Origin of the sequence: Mesorhizobium sangaii, assembly GCF_014207355.1 — a bacterium.
GTDB classification, from domain to species: Bacteria; Pseudomonadota; Alphaproteobacteria; order Rhizobiales; family Rhizobiaceae; genus Mesorhizobium; species Mesorhizobium sangaii.
In genome coordinates this window covers 417554-436268 of record NZ_JACHEF010000005.1, presented here as the reverse complement: position 1 = coordinate 436268, position 18715 = coordinate 417554, and the positions used below count along the sequence as shown (strand labels likewise).

The 18715-nt window shown below is 62.0% G+C and carries 24 protein-coding genes; 10 read left to right on the top strand and 14 right to left on the bottom strand.

The features are described 5' to 3' along the window. Positions 1-76: 76 nt before the first annotated feature. Entirely contained in the window at positions 77-943 is an 867-nt protein-coding gene (gene yghU / locus HNQ71_RS24905; RefSeq protein WP_184875357.1) for a glutathione-dependent disulfide-bond oxidoreductase, read from the bottom strand. A gap of 240 nt (positions 944-1183) precedes the next feature. Between yghU and HNQ71_RS24900 the strand changes: the two genes are divergently transcribed. Then, positions 1184-2089 carry a S1C family serine protease gene (locus tag HNQ71_RS24900; RefSeq protein ID WP_095091217.1) on the top strand — a complete coding sequence of 302 codons (906 nt, stop codon included), beginning with the start codon at positions 1184-1186 and terminating at the stop codon, positions 2087-2089. Positions 2090-2128: 39 nt separating this feature from the next. On the opposite strand, the gene HNQ71_RS24895 is transcribed toward HNQ71_RS24900, so the two are convergent. Next, entirely contained in the window at positions 2129-2590 is a 462-nt protein-coding gene (locus HNQ71_RS24895; protein WP_184875355.1) for a MarR family winged helix-turn-helix transcriptional regulator, read from the bottom strand. A 65-nt stretch (positions 2591-2655) separates the two neighbouring features. Between HNQ71_RS24895 and HNQ71_RS24890 the strand changes: the two genes are divergently transcribed. After that, the gene (locus HNQ71_RS24890; protein WP_184875353.1) at positions 2656-3129 is read left to right on the top strand and encodes a cupin domain-containing protein; all 474 of its coding nucleotides are present in this window, start codon (positions 2656-2658) and stop codon (positions 3127-3129) included. Positions 3130-3150: 21 nt separating this feature from the next. On the opposite strand, the gene HNQ71_RS24885 is transcribed toward HNQ71_RS24890, so the two are convergent. From HNQ71_RS24885 to HNQ71_RS35880, 6 genes are all read right to left on the bottom strand, one after another. Further along, positions 3151-3762: a hypothetical protein gene (locus HNQ71_RS24885; protein ID WP_184875352.1), complete on the bottom strand. Its 612-nt coding sequence runs from the start codon at positions 3760-3762 to the stop codon at positions 3151-3153. Between the two features lie 92 nt (positions 3763-3854). Further along, positions 3855-4073 (bottom strand): VOC family protein, encoded by a 219-nt coding sequence (locus HNQ71_RS24880; protein ID WP_184875350.1) that lies wholly within the window; start codon positions 4071-4073, stop codon positions 3855-3857. Next, complete coding sequence (locus HNQ71_RS24875; RefSeq protein WP_184875348.1) at positions 4054-4782, bottom strand: phosphatidylserine/phosphatidylglycerophosphate/cardiolipin synthase family protein; 729 nt, start codon at positions 4780-4782, stop codon at positions 4054-4056. The genes HNQ71_RS24880 and HNQ71_RS24875 overlap by 20 nt, the downstream gene beginning before the upstream one ends. Further along, on the bottom strand, positions 4782-4985 hold the full coding sequence (locus HNQ71_RS35885) for a YodC family protein (RefSeq protein WP_184875346.1): 204 nt from the start codon (positions 4983-4985) through the stop codon (positions 4782-4784). Before HNQ71_RS35885 ends, HNQ71_RS24875 begins: the two co-directional genes overlap by 1 nt. Before the next feature lie 90 nt (positions 4986-5075). Then, on the bottom strand, positions 5076-5354 hold the full coding sequence (locus tag HNQ71_RS24865) for a hypothetical protein (protein ID WP_184875345.1): 279 nt from the start codon (positions 5352-5354) through the stop codon (positions 5076-5078). Next, the gene (locus HNQ71_RS35880; protein ID WP_425492264.1) at positions 5351-5707 is read right to left on the bottom strand and encodes a DUF6864 domain-containing function; all 357 of its coding nucleotides are present in this window, start codon (positions 5705-5707) and stop codon (positions 5351-5353) included. The genes HNQ71_RS24865 and HNQ71_RS35880 overlap by 4 nt, the downstream gene beginning before the upstream one ends. 492 nt (positions 5708-6199) lie before the next feature. Between HNQ71_RS35880 and HNQ71_RS24860 the strand changes: the two genes are divergently transcribed. The 4 genes from HNQ71_RS24860 (at position 6200) to HNQ71_RS24840 (ending at position 8934) form a co-directional block, all read left to right on the top strand. Next, entirely contained in the window at positions 6200-6799 is a 600-nt protein-coding gene (locus HNQ71_RS24860; protein WP_184875343.1) for a YdeI/OmpD-associated family protein, read from the top strand. A 351-nt stretch (positions 6800-7150) separates the two neighbouring features. Next, positions 7151-7630, top strand: coding sequence for a carboxymuconolactone decarboxylase family protein (locus HNQ71_RS24850; RefSeq protein WP_184875341.1), 480 nt, complete (start codon positions 7151-7153; stop codon positions 7628-7630). Positions 7631-7697: 67 nt separating this feature from the next. Continuing rightward, positions 7698-8450, top strand: coding sequence for an SDR family oxidoreductase (locus tag HNQ71_RS24845; RefSeq protein WP_184875339.1), 753 nt, complete (start codon positions 7698-7700; stop codon positions 8448-8450). Between the two features lie 64 nt (positions 8451-8514). Next, complete coding sequence (locus tag HNQ71_RS24840) at positions 8515-8934, top strand: cupin domain-containing protein (protein ID WP_184875338.1); 420 nt, start codon at positions 8515-8517, stop codon at positions 8932-8934. 144 nt (positions 8935-9078) lie between these two features. Here HNQ71_RS24840 and HNQ71_RS24835 read toward each other — a convergent pair whose 3' ends face one another. Continuing rightward, positions 9079-9567, bottom strand: coding sequence for an RrF2 family transcriptional regulator (locus HNQ71_RS24835; protein WP_184875336.1), 489 nt, complete (start codon positions 9565-9567; stop codon positions 9079-9081). 140 nt (positions 9568-9707) lie between these two features. Then, positions 9708-10337, bottom strand: a complete 630-nt coding sequence (locus tag HNQ71_RS24830) for a glutathione S-transferase family protein (RefSeq protein WP_184875334.1) — start codon at positions 10335-10337, stop codon at positions 9708-9710. Between the two features lie 161 nt (positions 10338-10498). On the opposite strand from HNQ71_RS24830, the gene HNQ71_RS24825 reads away from it, so the two are divergent. Further along, positions 10499-11197 carry an SDR family NAD(P)-dependent oxidoreductase gene (locus tag HNQ71_RS24825; RefSeq protein WP_184875332.1) on the top strand — a complete coding sequence of 233 codons (699 nt, stop codon included), beginning with the start codon at positions 10499-10501 and terminating at the stop codon, positions 11195-11197. A 313-nt stretch (positions 11198-11510) separates the two neighbouring features. Here the strand turns inward: HNQ71_RS24825 and HNQ71_RS24820 are convergent, their stop codons facing one another. After that, entirely contained in the window at positions 11511-11810 is a 300-nt protein-coding gene (locus HNQ71_RS24820; RefSeq protein ID WP_184875331.1) for a hypothetical protein, read from the bottom strand. A gap of 258 nt (positions 11811-12068) precedes the next feature. Between HNQ71_RS24820 and HNQ71_RS24815 the strand changes: the two genes are divergently transcribed. Next, positions 12069-13691: an ABC-F family ATP-binding cassette domain-containing protein gene (locus tag HNQ71_RS24815; RefSeq protein ID WP_184875329.1), complete on the top strand. Its 1623-nt coding sequence runs from the start codon at positions 12069-12071 to the stop codon at positions 13689-13691. A 65-nt stretch (positions 13692-13756) separates the two neighbouring features. Here the strand turns inward: HNQ71_RS24815 and HNQ71_RS24810 are convergent, their stop codons facing one another. Together HNQ71_RS24810 and HNQ71_RS24805 are read right to left on the bottom strand one after the other, a co-directional pair. After that, the gene (locus HNQ71_RS24810; protein WP_184875327.1) at positions 13757-14014 is read right to left on the bottom strand and encodes a hypothetical protein; all 258 of its coding nucleotides are present in this window, start codon (positions 14012-14014) and stop codon (positions 13757-13759) included. Between the two features lie 41 nt (positions 14015-14055). Next, positions 14056-15600, bottom strand: a complete 1545-nt coding sequence (locus HNQ71_RS24805) for a winged helix-turn-helix domain-containing protein (RefSeq protein ID WP_184875326.1) — start codon at positions 15598-15600, stop codon at positions 14056-14058. A 187-nt stretch (positions 15601-15787) separates the two neighbouring features. Here HNQ71_RS24805 and HNQ71_RS24800 point away from each other — a divergent pair, with 187 nt between their 5' ends. Continuing rightward, positions 15788-16483 (top strand): alpha/beta fold hydrolase, encoded by a 696-nt coding sequence (locus HNQ71_RS24800; protein ID WP_184875324.1) that lies wholly within the window; start codon positions 15788-15790, stop codon positions 16481-16483. A 265-nt stretch (positions 16484-16748) separates the two neighbouring features. On the opposite strand, the gene HNQ71_RS24795 is transcribed toward HNQ71_RS24800, so the two are convergent. Beyond that, positions 16749-17882 (bottom strand): alpha-hydroxy acid oxidase, encoded by a 1134-nt coding sequence (locus HNQ71_RS24795; RefSeq protein ID WP_184875603.1) that lies wholly within the window; start codon positions 17880-17882, stop codon positions 16749-16751. Positions 17883-18085: 203 nt separating this feature from the next. Between HNQ71_RS24795 and HNQ71_RS24790 the strand changes: the two genes are divergently transcribed. Next, the gene (locus tag HNQ71_RS24790) at positions 18086-18664 is read left to right on the top strand and encodes a TetR family transcriptional regulator (RefSeq protein ID WP_184875322.1); all 579 of its coding nucleotides are present in this window, start codon (positions 18086-18088) and stop codon (positions 18662-18664) included. The last annotated feature ends 51 nt before the right edge of the window (positions 18665-18715 follow it).

The window sequence follows — 18715 nt, the reverse complement described above, 5'->3', positions numbered from 1 at the left end:
ACTTGCCTTGGAAGAAGCCCGTCACCAACATTCGCGTCGGTGGCGGGCTTTCCTCTGAGGCAGGCATTGCCGTGGCCTATTCGGCGGCCAGCTTGTCCTGCGTGTTCGTCTCAAAATCGCGGGCGTCGTGGCGCTCATGCAACTGCATGGCGGGTTCACCGAAGGCGCGGTTGACCATGCGGCCGCGCTTGACCGCCGGGCGTGCGTCGATCGCCTTGGCCCAGCGCTGCACATGCTTATACTCCTGCACGGACAGGAACTCGCCGGAATCATTGTACATGCGGCCGAGCGCCAGCCCGCCATACCAGGGCCAAACCGCCATGTCGGCGATGCTGTAGTCCTTGCCACCGAGATATTCGGTCTCGGCCAGCCGATGGTCGAGCACGTCCATCTGGCGCTTCACCTCCATCGAGAAGCGGTCGATGGCATATTCGAATTTTTCCGGCGCATAAGCGTAGAAATGGCCGAAGCCGCCGCCCAGATACGGCGCAGAACCCATCTGCCAGAACAGCCAGGACAGCACCTCGGCGCGGGCCGGCTGTTCGGTCGGCAGGAATTCGCCGAATTTTTCGGCCAGATAGACGAGGATCGAGCCGGATTCGAAGATGCGCACCGGGGTCTTGCCGCTGCGGTCCATCAAGGCGGGAATCTTGGAATTGGGATTGACCTCGACGAAGCCGCTGCCGAACTGGTCGCCATCGTTGATGCGGATCAGCCAGGCATCATATTCGACGCCCTGGTGGCCGCGCGCCAGAAGTTCCTCCAGCATGACGGTCACCTTGACGCCGTTCGGCGTCGCCAGCGAATAGAGCTGCAGCGGGTGCTTGCCGACGGGCAGGTCCTTGTCGTGCGTCGGCCCGGCGATCGGCCGGTTGATGCTGGCAAAGGTGCCGCCATTCGGCTTGTTCCAGGTCCATACTTTCGGCGGGGTGTAGTCGGTCATCTCAGGGCCTCGTGGGGAAGAATGGGCAGGTCGACTTACAACTAGGGTTTCAGATGTGGAAGTTCAACTTGCGTTGAACTATTGTTGACGGAGGGTCCGTTTCCCTTCCCTTGGTGGGGTGGTCAGCCGGTTCGCGAAGCGAATTCATCGTGCCAGTGGCTACGCGAACCGCTTCTCACCCCTTGCACCATCTCGCTAGCGGCATACCTATGGAAATATCACCTATCCAGGAATGACAGCATGACCATCAATCCCAATCCGCGCTCGGTCGTTGCCGTACGGGCCACCGTTCCGGAGGATGCCTTTACGGCGGGTGCCCTGGGCACGCTCAGGGAAGGCAGCGGCGTCGTCATCCGCAACGACGGGCTGGTGCTGACCATCGGCTATCTCATCACCGAAGCGGAAGAGGTCTGGCTGACCAGTCATGACGGCCGCGTCATCCCGGCGCACGCGCTGGCCTATGACCAGGAATCGGGCTTCGGCCTGGTGCAGGCGCTGGCGCCGCTCGGCCTGCCGGCGGTGGCGCTCGGCGATGCCGGCAAGGCCAGGATCGGCGACGCCGTGGTGCTGGCCGACGGCGTTGGCCAGTCGGTGCAGGCCAGGATCGTCACCAAGCAGGAATTCGCCGGCTATTGGGAGTATCTGCTCGACGAGGCGATCTTCATCGCGCCCGCGCACCCGTCCTGGGGTGGTGCCGGACTGTTCGGCGCCGACGGCTCGCTGCTCGGCATCGGTTCGCTGCGCCTGCAGATGAGCCGCAACGGCGAGGTCGCCGACATCAACATGGTGGTGCCGATCGACCTGTTGCCGCCCATTCTCGACGATCTCCTGACGCGCGGCCATGTGGCCAGGCCGCCGCGCCCGTGGCTCGGCGCCTTGTCGGCCGAAAGCGACGGCAAGGTGGTGGTGATGAGCGTGACCGAAGGTGGCCCGGCCGCCAAGGCCGGCCTGCGTCAGGGCGACATCATCTCCGACATTCGTGACGGCGCAGTCGATGGGCTGGCCGATTTCTATCGCAAGCTGTGGGAGAGCGGCTCGGCCGGCGCGGAGATCCCGATGCGGGTGCTGCGCGACGGCCGCGAAACGTGGCTGCGCGTCAAATCGGCCGACCGCGGCAGTTTCCTCAAGAAGCCGCAGCTGCAGTAGGCACCTGCCAGGACATTTCGTTGCATCCCAGGGGGCAGCTCAGCGCGCCAGCGGGCTGTCCCAGACGACAAACAGCAGCGCTTTCAGTTGGGCAAAGCGTTCCGGTCCGAGCTCCGCGCGCCACTCTTCCTCGATGTCGTGCAGGATATCGACCATTTTCCAGAAGGCGGCATGTCCGCGTTCGGTGGACCGCACCACGCGCGCGCTGCCTTCACCCGGAATGTCGGAGCGGACGAGATAGCCGTAACCTTCGAGACTGCTGAGCAGCTGGTTGATGGCCTGCTTGCTCATGCCTGCGCGCTCGGCGATGGTGCCCGGGCGCGCGCCGTCCGGCCCGGGAAACTGCAGCACCGCCATATGCGGCAAGCGCAATTCGTCGAAGCCGGCGGCGTTGAGCTCCTTGATCAGCCGGCGCTGGATCGCTTGCGCCGGCACGCGCAGCAGCGCGCCGATCAGCAGATCCTCGGTCTTGGTCTGCAGAACTTCAGTGGATGTGGCCATTGACGATCCGGTACATTGAGTTTACTCATAGGCGGTAAATGTAATTTACTCGGGGAGCTTGTGCAATGCCAGCCTTGGATCTTCAGGTCAATCCAGCCAACGAAACCATCGGTACCAAGGGGCTGTCGGTTCGCTTCCTGGTGTCAGGCGACAGTTCGAACGGCAGCGTCGCCGCCTTCGAATTGATGGTGCCCGGCGCGCAGCGGCTGCCGGCGCCGGCGCACAGCCACGACCACTACGAAGAGACGATCTACGGCATTGATGGGGTCCTGACGTGGACCGTGGACGGCAAGCCGATCGAGGTTGGGCCGGGGGAGGCGCTGTGCATCCCACGCGGCGCCGTCCACCGGTTTGACAACAATGGCACCAGGGACGCCAAGGCGCTTTGCGTCATCACGCCGGCGGCGATCGGCCCGGACTATTTTCGCGAGGCCTTTGCGGTGCTCAACGCCGCCGCCGGCGGCCCACCGGACAAGCTCAAAATGATGGACATCATGCGCCGGCACGGATTGACGCCGGCGGCGCCGCCACCGACCTGAAGCCGGTCGAAGAGACGCCGGTCACCCGTCGCAAGCGCTGAAATCAGCCCCCGGGTTCCAGTCCTTGAAGGCGACGGTCCGGCCTTCCACCGAGACGGTCCTGTGCTTCGAGCTGCCGTCAGGCTGCGTCTTGCTGCTGGTGCCCTTGCCGGTCAGCACGTTGTACTCACAGGCGCTGGCGACATTATCCTGCTGGAAGTCCTCATAGTCATAGGCAAAACCGGCGACGATGAAGGCACCGTTGCGCCAGGCGATGGTCAGCGTCATGTTGGTCCGCTGGCCGCCGATCGGCATCGCCGGCAGATAGAACTTGATCGACCCGTTCGGCAGCATCGTCAGTTCCGGCTCGGTGTCTGAATTTTCGTAGCCCGGCCGGTCGTAACCGTTCCATTCGCCGAGGATCTGCTCGTGCACGATTTCGACGGGCTTGAGGTAATTGTGCTCCTTGTCCCTGAGGAAGAAGTGGATGTCCATCGGATTGCCGGGCTGGGTCTCGACGACCATGGCAAGGTCGACGGCGCCGTCGCCGTTGAAGTCGCCGGTCACCGCCGTGATGATTTTCCGGGTGTCGATCGGTTCGCCGAGGGCAGCTGTGGGCAGCAACATCGCCAGAGCGACGAGCAGAGATTTCATGATGTGTCCCCCAAGCGTGTGGAACAGGACCATCGCAGGTCTGCGAGATTTCGACATAGGGGTGGAGGAAATATTTTCGGCAAAGGGGCGGCCTAGTCGCGTTGCGCACTCGCAAACACCACCAGGTTCCCGTCGGGGTCGCGCATGCGCATGATGTAGAAATCGTCGGCTTCCTCGATCGGGCCAGGGTCGAGGCCAGCATCCATCAGCCGCTGCCGCTCGGGCGTCAGCGGCAACACGCCGAGCGTCAGTGCGGCGCAGGGTTCTGCCAGAGCGGATCGAGTGGTCGCGCTAGATAGGTTGAGCGGCAAGCCAAAAGGAATCGTATGCGGCAATCTTCAATGGAACTGCATCACCCTCTAAACGCACAATAGACGCTGGAGAGCGGGATGCGAACGCATTCAGTGATTGGGTCAAAGTATATACTTGAAGCCTGTCAATGATGATGAGGCGATCATGGAGAGCCCGTGATGTCGAAAGCCTGGGCTCCAGCGAGCGATCTGATGGATATTGCGCCTGCCATCTGGTTACTGCTGGCTTCAAACTAGGTTTGACAGATGCGCTATCTGCTAGGAGCTCGATCTTGGCGGTAGGGGCTGCTAGCAGTGCAAAATCAGTCAGTGCCTTCTCGTCCATATATGGGTCCACGATGCGAGCGGAGGTTGCGGCCTCAGCAAGAACACGCCCTACTGCCACCATTGCATCAAAGGCGTTGCCGGCGCTGATGAATGCCCCCCGGACTGCCGTCGGAGCCCGCAATTCCGAGACTGCCATTGCGCGATGAACAGCGCCCATCAGCTTGCCAGCATAACTTGAACGAAGATGGGGAAGGGCATCAGTAAGCATCTCCATCTGAAGCTGGACGGTAGCAGCCTCTTGAACCATGCCGGCTTCAGTTAGCAGCGCATACGCCTTCGCCATCCAGACGGTTTCCTCCGGACGGAGACGGTCGCTTTCCCTAAAGTTTGGTGCGGAAGCCAGCAGTTGGCCGAGATTGGTGTAAATCTCTTCCGGCGACATCAGGCGCCAAGCTTCTTAAGGGAGGTGAGTGGGAAAGTTGCCGTCTCTCGTTTCCATGGTGCCTTGTCCTGGATGAACCAATCACACCATGCGTGAAGCTCATCGCCGCCGTAAGAGAGTCTATCTATGGTCGATATTGTCATGTGCGGTCCGCCAGATTTCAGCTGAACCACGTCTCCAACACCAAATTCGTTTTGGACCATGCCCATCCTCCCAATGTCATTGTGGGAGCTTCGCTCAAGCCCCGGTAAAGGGCAAGCTGGGTTGGAAGCGCGGTCCAGTCCGCTCCTGAGCTACATCTTCACTTCTCTGCCAAAGATGAGCCCAATAACGAAAGTGATAGCGCTCAGAAGCGATGTGATCAGGCCACCGCGATTCACATCGGTAGGTAACGTTCCGAACAATACGACACAAAGCAGCACTGAAAGAGAAATCAGAACCGTGGCGCCAATATTGGTTGGTGCATGCTCTCGGGTGCCGAACAATCGGCCGACTAGGCCGCGCTCTCTCTCTTGAGCTTTTATCATCTCCATGGCGAGGTTTTCATTTTCGGGAAGCTTGATCTCGTTCATGGCCGAGGCCTGCCGGTGGAGAAAGTGTAGGAGACTTGCCGGTTTTGGCGCGGGGCGTCCCCTGATGCCGCGATCGAGACAACAACCCACAGGCTCTCGCCGGCAAAAGTGCCAACCTCACCTTGCCATACTGTTGGCAAGGGCCCGGAGAAACCCTCGAATGTGATTATCAAAGTTTGTTTGCTGCCCTCGGCTGCTCGGACCTTAGGTGTACTACCGGTGACAAACCGGAAAACGAACCTGAGGTCATGCACCGAGATCTCTACTTCATCTGCTGTAACAGGGGTTACGAAAGAACCTGTCTCCAATACCCGCTGCCGAAATGGCTGCGAGCCAATTGATGTCACTGGCATCTTCCCCCCTTTGAAGAATAATCAAACCTGCGACAGAAAATCAAACATGGCACGTGGTGGCAATAGACCAGGGGCGCGGTGCACAGAATAAACGATCAGCAGAACCGCAGAAGAAGGTCGCTAAGGTGATGATACTTACCAACAAGCCAACGTCGGTGTCGAGGTCAACATGTTCGGGCGCGGTGGCGTTAGAGTTCGATCTTGCGGATCTTATAGCGGCGGCTTGCCGAAGAATTTTTCGTACCAGCCGATGCTGGCTTCGAGGTTGGAGCAGCTGACATGGGCGAAGATGGTCTCGATCGCCATCAGGTCTCTCCATGAGCGGTTGCACTGAAACCCGCACGCGGGGATTGATGGTGTGTTCCCTGGCTTCGTGGCACCGTGCCTCACTGCTGACGAAAATTGACAGTGAGCCATGCCATGATGCCGGAAATCGCGAGACGACGGAGGCAAGATGCCAGCGACAACAGTACAGAACGGGCAGGCCGGCTGATGGCGCCGGTCTGGGTCGATCCCGACAAGGTCAGGGAGTTCCCGGACGCGGCCAGCTTCCACGCCTGGCTCGGCAAGCACCACGCCGCGGAAACCGAGGTGTGGATCAAGATTCACAAGGTGGGGTCGGGGCTGAAGTCGATCACGCCGAAGGAGGCCATCGACGTGGTGCTGTGTTTCGGCTGGATCGACGCGGTGCGCAAGGGGCTCGACGACAACAGTTTCCTGCAGCGCTACACGCCGCGTGGCAAGAAGAGCATCTGGAGCCTGATCAACATCGACAATGTCGCGCGGCTGGTCGAGGAGGGCCGCATGACCGAAACCGGGCTGAGACAGGTCGAGGCAGCGAAGGCCGACGGTCGTTGGGCGCGCGCCTACGGCAGCGGCAAGGAGATGAAAATCCCCGATGACCTGCAGGCAGCCATAGGTGCCGAACCCAAGGCGAAAGAGATGCTGGCAACGCTCAGCGCACAGAACCGCTTCGCGCTTGCCTTCCGCACCCACAACATGAAGACCGAAGCTGGCCGCAAGAAGAAGATCGAGACCTTCGTCGCGATGCTGAAGCGCGGCGAGACGATCCATCCGCAGGGCAAGAAGTAAGTCCTTTCAGGCGCCAGACTGCCGGCTCTTTGCGTTTAGCCGCGCCCGTTTCACACTTTTCTTGGAATTGCTCCAGCCACGGTGGGTATTGGCCGCCTCGGGCTTTCGGGTGCCATGCAGTCGATCAAGGCGCTGATGACGGCCGGCTGCGTCAGATCGAGGTCGATTCGCCGCCGCCGAGAAGGACCCCGTCTCCGCCACTCGCGGGAACGTTCGCAATCCCGATACGATGTCCACCCCATACTTTTCGACATAAACCTTATGTCCCGCATCCCAGGCGGGAGGCGCTTTACAAGATTATGGATATCATATATCCTTAAGGATATTAAATGTCCTTAAAAGGAGAGAGCCGTGACACAGCGCCTGAACGTCGCCCAACAATCGCCTGAGCTATTCAAGAAGTTTCTCGACTTCAGCATGACCGAGGCACGCAGCGTGATCGAAGAGAAGATCCGCGATCTGGTCCATATCCGGGCGTCCCAGATCAATGGCTGCGCCTTCTGCCTCGACATGCATGTCAAGGGAGCAAGGATCCACGGCGAGAGCGAGTTGCGGCTCTACCACGTCGCCATCTGGCGCGAATCGAACCTCTTCATTCCTCGTGAACGCGCCGCCCTTGCTTGGACCGAAGCCGTCACGAAGCTGCCCGAAGGCGGCATTCCGGACGAGCTCTATGAGCGGGTGCGTGGGCAGCTTTCGGAAAAGGAAATCTCCGACCTGACCTTCTCGATCATGGCCATCAACGCCTGGAACCGCGCTAACGTCGCCTTCAAGACCGTGCCCGGCTCTGCAGACAAGCTTTACGGCCTCGACAAGGCTGGCCTGAACTAACCCCTTCCTTTTGGCAGACCCATCAATCGATGCGGCGCGACAGCGGGGCCGCTAACGGAGAAATCTTATGAAAATCGTCATCATCGGGGGCACCGGCCTCATCGGTTCCAAGACAGTCGAACGCCTGCGCAAGCAGGGCTGCGAGGTGATCGCCGCCTCCCCGAATACCGGTGTCAACACCATCACCGGCGAAGGTCTGAAGGAAGCGCTCGCGGGCGCCGAGGTCGTGATCGACCTCGCCAACTCACCCTCCTTCGAGGACAAGGCCGCGATGGAATTCTTCGAGACGTCGGGCCACAACCTGCTCGCGGCGGACAAGGTTGCCGGCGTCAAGCACCACATCGCGCTCTCGGTTGTCGGAACCGAACGCTTGCAGGACGTCGGCTATTTCCGTGCCAAGCTCGCCCAGGAAAATCTGATCAAAGCGTCCGGCATTCCCTACACCATCGTTCATTCCACGCAGTTCATGGAGTTCCTGGCTGGCATCGCCCAATCAGGTACGGTCGGCGACGCCGTGCATCTGTCGCCGGCCTATATACAACCCATCGCCTCCGACGACGTCGCCGACGTCATGGCCGGTGTCGCGCTCGCCCCGCCGATCAACGGCATGATCGAGATTTCCGGTCCGGAGCGTGTGCGAATGAGTGAGCTCGTCGCCCGCTACCTGAAGGCTGCCGGCGATCCTCGCAAGGTCGTGGCTGATCCGGAAGCGCGCTACTTCGGCGCGAGGTTGAACGACACGTCGCTCGTCTCCGACAACAATCCGCGTCTCGGCCGCATCACCTTCGAGCAGTGGTTCGCCACCTCGGCGCGCAAATGACCGTCATGATGCGCCGCAGCTTCAACCGCAGCGTTCCACTCAATGCAAAAAAAGGAGTTTCGAAATGATCAAGTCAATCCTTGCCGCCCTCATCGTCACGGCAGCCCTGGCAGGCCCGGCCACAGCCCAGGACGCAGGCGGGAAAGCCGCCAAAGTCACGCTCGTCTATGAGCATGAACTGCCGAATGTCCCGGGCAAGAGCATCAAGGGCATTCTGGTCGAATATGGTCCCGGCGGTCACTCGGAAGCGCACACCCATCCGACCTCCGCCTTCATCTATGCAACCGTTCTGGAAGGCTCCATCCGCAGCCAGGTCAACGATGGCCCGGTCAAGGTCTACAAGGCCGGCGAGAGCTTTTCGGAATTGCCAGGCGATCGCCACAGTGTGAGCGAGAACGGCAGCAAGACCAAGCCGGCGAAACTACTGGCAGTCTTCGTGGTCGACACCAACCAGAAGGAACTGACCTATCCGGTCAAGAAGTAGGCCGAAGAGGCGAGTAGGCCGGCATCCTTCCTGGTGTCCGGCCGTTCTGGTAGACGGAAATCATGTCGGCGAGTCCATGTCGGGTGGGCGTCCGACGGCCAGCTGTTGTCTGGTAGCCCATCCGCCACGATCTGCCAGTTCCATTCATCCGGCGCGCTCCAGCACCCATTCAAAGCTGCTCTTCCAGAGTTCGGCTGGAATCTCCTGCGCCAGGGCCTCGGTGAGATCGGAAAGCTTGACGCTGCGCAATTTTGCACGCCAAGCCTCGTCGGCTTCCCACATGATGCGTGACACCGCGCAAGGGCTGCTTTCGCAATAGTCCTGCGGACGACACGGGTTGTTTGCGCGGATATTGTTGCAAACGAACGTCGGCGACTTGCCCTCGACCGCTTCGACAATATCCAGGAAGGTCAGTTCAGCCGGTGTCCGCGCCAATCGATATCCACCTGATGGACCCAGCGTCGTATGGACCAGGCCCGACTGCGACAGGCTTTGCAGGGCCTTGGATAGATACTCCTTGGGAAGGCCGTGGAACTCGGCAAGCGCTTTTGTCGAGAGATAGCGCCCGGCAGGCAGGCCTGCGAGAATAGCGCAGCAGTGCAGCGCCCATTCGACTTGGCTTTTCAGGATCATCGATGAATTCCGGGGTCGATACTGACCGAGCTTATTAAGGATACAAAATATCCCTATTCTACAGCGGTGTAAACAGACGGGTTCCCGGCCCCGCCCTGAGTGGGGTTCCAGCATCGTCCGCAGGGCAAGAAGTAAGCCGTTCAGGCCCCGGAATGTGGGTCAATGCTGTAGGGATGGACCGGGTAGCCGGGGCCGATGGCGTCGCGCACGCGGCCGATCCACGCCATGACCGCCGGATAGTCCGCCAGCGAGAAGCCGCAATCCTCGGCGCGATGGCTGTAGGCATACACGGCGATATCGGCGATGGTGAAATCGTTTCCGATGAGAAACGGGGTGTCGCCAAGGCTGCGGTTCATGACGGCGAGGGTCCGGGCTCCGGCTTCGCGCTTGCCCGCAACCATGCCCTGGTTGCGCTCGAGGCGTCCGGTCAAGGTCCAGAAGCGCAGCGAGCCGATGACCGGTTCGACATTGTATTGTTCGAAGAACAGCCACTGCATAACCTTGGCGCGCTGATAGCGGTCAGCCGGCAGAAGGGGCGTCCCTTCGGCGAGGTAAGTCAGGATCGCATTGGATTCGGCGATGGCGGTGCCGTCTTCGAGCTGGAGCACGGGGACGACACCGGCAGGATTGAGCTCAAGGAAGGCGTCGCTGTGACTCTCGCCCTCGAAAATCGAGACCATGCGACTGTCATAGGGGATCTCGAGCAGCCCGAGCAGAACCCGGACCTTCCAGCCATTCTGCGATGGCAGATAATCATGAAGCGTGAGCATGGCCGGTCCTCGTGATGGATCAACCATCGCATGGCGCGCCGCCCGGCCACCACCCGATTCCTGCACGCCATCGCATGAAGACTGCGATCCCCGCCACCTAATAAATCACCTCAGCTCGTGCCATCTTTCTCCCGAAGCAATCGACATCCCAGGAGCAGCACATGAACACGCAATCCAGCAAGGTCGCGCTGGTTACCGGCGCCAATCGCGGCATCGGGCTCGAGACCGGGCGCCAACTGGCGAAGCTCGGCTTCACCGTTCTGCTCGGCGTGCGCGACCTTGCCAGAGGCGAAGCGGCGGCACGAGGCCTCGACGGCCATGTCGAGGCCATCGCGTTCGATGTCGCGGCGCCTGACGCCGCGGCACTGGCGGCGGCGGATGTCGAGCGCCGGTTCGGCCGTCTCGACGTGCTGATCAACAACGCCGCGATCCACTACGACACCGGTTCGCGGGCCTTGCTGCCGAACTGGAAGGTGATCCGCGAGGCGTTCGAGACCAATGTCTTTGGCGCTTGGCGGGCCGCGTCCGCCTTCGCGCCGCTGCTCAAGGGCGGTGGCCATGGCAGGCTGGTCAACGTTTCTTCCGAGGGTGGTTCGCTGGCCTCGATGGGGGCGGGGGCGCCGGCCTATTCGACCTCGAAGGCGACCCTCAACGCGCTGACCTGCGTGCTGGCGGGCGAACTGCGCGGCGCCGGGGTGCTGGTCAACGCCGTCTGCCCGGGTTGGGTCGCCACCGACATGGGCGGGCCGGGCGGGCGCCCGGTGGCGCAAGGAGCAGCGGGCATCGTCTGGGCGGCGACCTTGCCGGGCGATGGTCCGACTGGCGGCTTCTTTCGCGACGGCAAAAGACTGCCGTGGTGAGGATCCCGGACGCGGGCATGATCGGCGGAGCACAGATTCAACCGCTGTCTGGTTTCGGACGGTTCACTTATTGAATCGTTGAACCGCTGTAAGGTCTTGATTTCACGCAGTTCCGGGCGGAATGCTCGCTTTCGAAGAACCGCGCAAGAAAAAAGCCGCCCTCGCTTTTGCGAGTGGCGGCCTTTCCCTGGGAGGAAGTCAGAGAGAAGAGCGATCAATAAGCCTTGGCGTGCTTGTTGCCGTGCTTCTTGTGGGAGTGCTCCTTGAGGTGTTGAAAGTCCGGGCTTCAAAAACTGGGTTCAAAGATCTGATCTCATTGGGCGTCATCGTCCGGCGTCACCCCAAGCAGCTCCAGAGCGTTGGCCAGTGTCCTGATGCCTTGCGCCTGCTTGCGCTCGGCACAGAAGCGGATGGCCGTCTTCTGCAGCGTCGTTGCCTCGGCGACCTCGGCTGCCTCGGCTTTGGTCTGGATGGCTTCGTCGAGTTGATGACTGAGCCGGTCGCAATGCTCGCTGCGGGTGATGGCGGCTTTTGCTTCCGACGGTCCGATCACGGTGACGGCAAGGGACATGCCGAGCAGGGCACCCGTCCATCCGTTCGAACCTCGTTGCATTGCCGGTAACATCCCGTTGGCGTTGTGCCGCGACCATTCCGGCCGCCGCGAGGATGCTTATGCCAGCCGATCTTTTCGCCAGTTTTTCCGAACTGTTGAATCTTGTTTCTGGATTGTGTCCGGGGACGGTCTTGGTTTCTCCCACAAGAAGGAGGGAAGTGCTGCCGCTGCGGCGCTTGCGCCTCTTCCTCTGGCGCCCGCCATCGCGTATTGGCCCCGGGGAAAATCCTTCCAAGTTCCAAGCCCCCCGGAAATCGCATGATCAGACTGGAAAGCATCAGCAAACAGAATGGCCGTCAGCTAGTCTTCATCGAAGCGTCGGCGGCGCTGCAGAAGGGCGAGAAGGTCGGCCTCGTCGGCCCCAACGGCGCCGGCAAGACGACGCTGTTTCGCATGATCACCGGGCAGGAACAGCCCGACGAAGGCCAAGTGCAGGTCGATCGCGGCGTCACCATCGGCTATTTCAGCCAGGATGTCGGCGACATGGAAGGCCACAGCGCGGTGGCCGAAGTGATGAACGGCGCCGGGCCGGTGAGCGACGTGGCGGCCGAGATGGCCGCACTCGAGGCCGCCATGGCCGACCCCGACCAGGCCGACCAGATGGACGAGATCATCGCCAGATATGGCGAGGCTCAGCACCGTTTCGAGGAACTCGACGGCTATGCGCTGGACGGCCGCGCGCGCGAGGTCCTCGATGGCCTTGGTTTCAGCCAGGAGATGATGGACGGCGATGTCGGAAAACTCTCCGGCGGATGGAAGATGCGCGTGGCGCTGGCCCGCATCCTTCTGATGCGGCCCGACGCCATGCTGCTCGACGAGCCGAGCAACCATCTCGACCTTGAAAGTCTCATCTGGCTGGAGTCCTTCCTGAAGAACTATGACGGCGCGTTGCTGATGACCTCGCACGACCGCGAGTTCATGAACCGCATCGTCAACAAGGTGGTCGAGATCGACGCCGGTTCGCTGACCGCCTATTCCGGCAATTACGAATTCTACCAGCAGCAGCGGGCGATCGCCGACAAGCAACAGCAGGCGCAGTTCGAGCGCCAACAGGCGATGCTGGCAAAGGAAATCGCCTTCATCGAGCGCTTCAAGGCGCGCGCCTCGCACGCCGCCCAGGTGCAGAGCCGGGTGAAGAAGCTCGACAAGATCGACCGCGTCGAGCCACCCAAGCGCCGCCAGACGGTGTCCTTCGATTTCCAGCCGGCGCCGCGTTGCGGCGAGGATGTCGTGACGCTGAAGAACGTCCACAAGGGCTATGGGAGCCGCAGCATCTATGAGGGGCTCGATTTCCAGGTCCGTCGCCGCGAGCGCTGGTGCATCATGGGCGTCAACGGTGCCGGCAAGTCGACCCTGCTGAAGCTGGTCGCCGGTGCCTCCGAGCCCGACGCCGGCACGGTGGCGCGCGGTCCAAGCGTCAAGATGGGCTATTTCGCCCAGCACGCCATGGAATTGCTGGAAGGCGAGCGCACCGTGTTCCAGACGCTGGAGGACGCGTTCCCGCAGGCCGGCCAGGCGCCGCTCAGGGCACTCGCCGGCTGCTTCGGCTTTTCCGGCGACGAGATCGAGAAGAAATGCCGGGTGCTGTCGGGTGGCGAGAAGGCGCGGCTGGTGATGGCTTTGATGCTGTTCGATCCGCCCAATCTGTTGGTGCTGGACGAGCCGACCAACCACCTCGACATCGCCACCAAGGAGATGCTGATCACGGCACTCTCGCAGTACGAAGGCACCATGCTGTTCGTGTCGCACGACCGGCATTTCCTGGCGGCACTTTCCAACCGCGTGCTGGAACTGACGCCCGAAGGCATCCACACCTATGGCGGTGGCTATACGGAGTATGTCGAACGAACGGGGCATGAGGCGCCGGGGCTAAGGAGCTAGGGCTGCCCACCGCACTTCGGCTTACACAAATACGATCGGGTTCCGATCCTGCCGTGCCGTGCCGATCAATTCCGACAGTCCATTAGCAAATCCAAAGCCGATCCTTCGCCGAGATAGCCGGCGGTCGTCTCGCGAAGCGTGGCGACGTGGGCGATGTTTCCGACGCGCCGGTCGCACGCCGTGACAACCTCCCAGGTGAGATTCACGCCCTCGGGATCGATCACCTCGCATTCGCCCGTTGCCGGTTCCCGCTGAAAGCAATAGCCGGAGAATTCCCGCTCCATGGTCGAAGTACTTTTGAAAACTACCACATCGAGACCCATGCCACTCATCCGGTTAGCCCAAGCCAAATGGGCGCGCAGCGTTATTCCGGCAATCCCGCCATTCGCATCGCGTCGGTGACGTCGTCGACAATCTCTGGCGCAAGTCCCACGACGGCGGACCAGCGGCCGATGCTGAAGTACGGGTCGAGCGACAAGAGCCGAGTCGCCGCTCCTTTTGCCTCGTCGAGCCGCCCGAGCCTGGCAAGCGGCGCCGCCAGCCATCCGTGCAGGATGCTGAAGCCGGGGTTCATCTCTACCGCCCGCCGGCCGGCCGCGACGGCCTGCTCGTGCCGGCCGGCGAGAAAATTACCGAGGCCGATGATGCCTTGCGGCACACAGCTCATGGCGTCGAGGGGGCTGAGCCGCATCGCCTGCTCGCACCAGTCGATTGCCCGCGCCCAGTCGCCGCCATAAGCCAGCGGCACGCAGCCGAAGGTATAGACGAAGGCGCAGGATGCACTGAGCGCCAAAGCCTGCGCAAACGCCTCGTCCGCCAGCCTGCGGTCATGCTCCACCAGGCCAATAGTGAACCCGGCCAGAGCGAGCGCCATCGCGTCGCCCGAACCATTCTCGATCGCCGCATGGGCATGGCGGATCGACTTCTCGCGGTTCTCCGGCTGCATGCCGCCGCGCACAAACAGCGTCTGGTGCGCCCAGGCGGCAAAACCGTGTGCAAGCGCATAGGTCGGCTCGATGGCGAGCGCCTGGTCAAGCAGCGGCAAACCCTTGGCGGCACCCTGCGGCATGAAGGTGTAGACATCGGGCAGTGAGCGCAGCAACAGGTCATAGGCGTCTAGACTGTCGGGACGATCGCGCCGGACGCGTTCGATCTCGGCCCGGCGCAGATTGGGCTCGATTGCCGCGACCACGCTGATGGTGATCTCGTCCTGCAGCGCGAACACGTCGGTCAGCTCGCGGTCGTAGCGTTCGGCCCACAAATGGCTGCCGTCTTCGGCGTCGATGAGCTGGCCGCTGATGCGCACTCGGCTTCCCACCTTGCGCACGCTGCCTTCCAGCACGTAGCGCACGCCGAGCTCATGGCCGACCTGCTTCACGTCCACTGCGCGGCCCTTGTAGGTGAAGGAGGAATTGCGCGCGATCACGAACAGCCAGCGGATGCGCGACAGGCCGGTAATGATGTCCTCGACCATGCCGTCGGCGAAATAGTCCTGATCCGGATCGCCGCTCAGGTTCACGAAGGGCAGCACGGCGATGGACGGTCGGGCGGGAATGCCCAGGGCAGGCTTCGGCTTTTCCAACGGTGCCGTCGTCTCGACCTCCTCGCGCACGGTGCCGACGAAGCGAAGGCCCCTGCGCAGGATGGTGCGGATGAGCCGCTGCTGCTCGCCGCTGTCCTGGAGCGCATTGCGGGCGGCGTTGATGCGGCTGGCGAGCGTCGCGTCGGAGACAATACGCCCCTGCCAGACCGCATCGACCAGATCGTCCTTGCTGACCACCCGCTCGCGGTTGCGGATCAGATATTGCAAGAGGTCGAACACCTGCGGCTCTACGGGGATCAGGTCGTCGCCACGCCGCAATTCGCGCCGATCGCCGTCCAGAGCGAAATCCTCGAAAAGATACGGCAAATTGCTGGCTCCTGACCGCGGGAAACAACGACCTTGAACACTCTAGCCGCGTCGTGGACTCAAAATCAAAGTGATCTCAAGGTAAAATCAAGGGGGCCTGAAGGTCGCCTCAAAGCGCGCCCGCCGGCTCTGTCGCATAGTCCTCCTGCAACCAACGGCAAACAACGATTTGAGAAGGAGAACTCACATGTCGAACACTTCAGCAAAGTCCGTCGTCCTCGTGCATGGCGGCTTCGTCGATGGCTCCGGCTGGGACGGGGTCTACCAGATCCTCAAGAAGGACGGCTATGACGTGACCATCGTCCAGAACCCGACGACCTCGCTGGCCGACGATGTAGCGGTCACCAAGCGCGCCATCGCCGCCGCCCCCGGCAACGTCATCCTGGTCGGCCATTCCTATGGCGGCGTCGTGGTGTCGGAAGCCGGCACGGATCCCAAGGTGGCTGGTGTCGTCTATATCGCGGCCTTCGCTGCGGATGCCGGCGAATCGGTTTCGACCCTGATCGCCAACCCGCCTCCCGGAGCAGCGGTGCCGCCGATCCTGCCGCCTGTCGACGGCTTCCTGATGCTCGACAAGGACAAGTTCGCCGCCTCGTTTGCGGCCGACGTTCGTCCCTCGCTCGCCTCCTTCATGGCGGATTCGCAGGTGCCGTGGGGTGTGGCGGCGCTCGAAGGCAAGGTCACCGCTCCGGCCTGGAAGGTGAAGCCCAGCTGGTATCTTGTCGCCACCGACGACAAGATGATCCCACCGCCGGCACAGCGCCAGATGGCAACGCGCGCCAAGGCGACGGTCGTTGAAGTGGCCGGCAGCCACGCCGTCTACGTCTCCAATCCGGGAGCCGTCGCCAAGCTCATCGAACAGGCGGCCACCAGCAAGAACTGAACCCGCATGATCGAGGTGAACGGCCTGGGCGCCTGGCGGCGCTCAGGCTTTTTCCTGTTCCGGCGGCTTGTCGATTAGTCGAGCCCGGCGACCCGCAGTCCCTCGATATAGAGCGCGCGCTTCTTCTCGTGGACGACGGGTGGCAAGCGGACGCGCGGCGCGTAGGCTCGTGCGCAATTGTTCGGACGGCACGGGCCTTCTCATCCGTGCCTTCCGTCAGCGACCGGCGCTGCGACATCGGACAGCGGCGCCCAACCAGCCTTGGCTAGTTCAGCACCCGCTCGCCGACCTCGTCGATGCTTCTTGTGCCGGTCAGCGCCATCGTGACGGACAGTTCCTTGCGAAGGATCTCAATGGCCGTCGCCACACCGGCCTCTCCACCGGCGCCAAGGCCGTATATGTAGGCCCGGCCGACCAGGCAGCCTCTGGCGCCAAGTGCCAGCGCACGCATCACATCCTGACCGGACCGCACGCCGCCATCGAACAGCACTTCGGTTTCGGAGCCCACCGCTTCAACGATTTTCGGCAGCACGGAGATCGTTGATGGCGCACCATCCAGCTGCCGGCCGCCATGATTGGACACCACGATCGCGGTTGCGCCGGCGTTGCTGGCGGTGCGCGCATCGTCCACGTCGAGAATTCCCTTGATGATGAGCTTGCCCGGCCAGATGCTCCTGATCCACTCGACGTCGTTCCAGTTGAGCGTGGGATCGAACTGATGCGATACCCAATCCGCGAGCTCCTTGACGCCTTGCTCGCCTTTCACATGGCCTGCGAGATTGCCGAAGGTCCAGCGCTTGGCGGTGAGCATCCGCCAGGCCCAGGCGGGTTTGGTCGCCAATGCGAGAAGGTTGCGCGCGTTCAGCGACGGCGGAACCGAGAGCCCGTTCTTTACGTCGACGTGGCGCTGTCCCAGCACCTGCAGGTCGACGGTGAGCACCAATGCGCTGCAGCGGGCCGCCGCGGCGCGCTCGACAAGCGAGCGCACGAAGCCGCGGTCCTTCATCACGTAGAGCTGGAACCAGAACGGCTTCTCAACCGCCTGGGCAACGTCCTCGATCGAGCAGATCGACATCGTTGCGAGCGTGTAGGGGACACCGGCCGCCTGCGCGGCGCGGCAAGCGAGAATCTCCCCATCGGCCCACTGCATCCCGCCAATGCCGATCGGTGCCAGTGCTATCGGAAGCGAGGCCTTCTCGCCGAGGATCGTTGTCCCGGTGTCGCGTTGCGAAACGTCGACCAGTACGCGCTGGCGAAACGTGATGCGCCCCAGATCCGCGCTGTTGGCGCGCAAGGTCTGTTCGGAATAGGCGCCTGCCTCGACATAGTCGAAAAAGGGTTTGGGAACGCGGCGGCGGGCCGCCTGCCGAAGATCCTCGATGCAGGTCATGTTTTTCAGGCGCAAGAGCGCCGGTGAAGCCTTGGCTTGGGCGCGAAACGCCGCAGCATTGGTGGATTGTCCAAGATCAGGTACTGCGGAGACCAGCCTGTCCATCGTCGGCTCCCTGATGAATATTGTGACTGATCGATTGAATGTCGCCGCCGCGCGGATGTAAATTCACTAGCGAGTATACATTCATCCATCGGTGTGAGCGTCGCTCCGTGCCCAGATCGTCCGACCAGACACGGCCAGACATATTGCAGGCGGCTTACAAGCTGTTTCGCCGTCGGGGATTCTTTCGCGTCGGCATGGATGAGATCTCGAGTGCCGCAGGCGTCACCAAGCGCACGCTCTACTATCATTTCGACAGCAAGGACGCGTTGCTGACCGCGGTGCTTGCATCACAGCATGAACGGGCCTTCGCCGAGTTTCAGACCTACGGCATTGATCTGTCGGGGGGGCCGGAGCAACTGGTCGACAAGCTCTTCGGTGGACTGGCCAAATGGTCGGCCAAGCCGCGCTGGGCGGGGTCGGGATTTACCCGGCTGGCAATCGAGCTTGCCGATCTCTCGGGGCATCCAGCACGCTCGATGGCGCGTCGGCACAAAGCCTTGATGGAACAGCATCTGGCAACCCTTCTCGCTGAGGCGAAGGTGGCATCGCCGCGCGAGCGGGCACGCGAGTTGTTCTTGCTGGTCGAGGGGGCGATGGTCATGATCCTGATCCATGGCGACCGAAACTATTGCACCGCCGCGGCCGATGCAGCCAAAAGGCTGGTCGTGAATAGACCACCCGTTTGAGGCTGATGGTCGGCTTTCGCAGGCCTGCCTGAGGCTGCGGTCGCAGAGCGG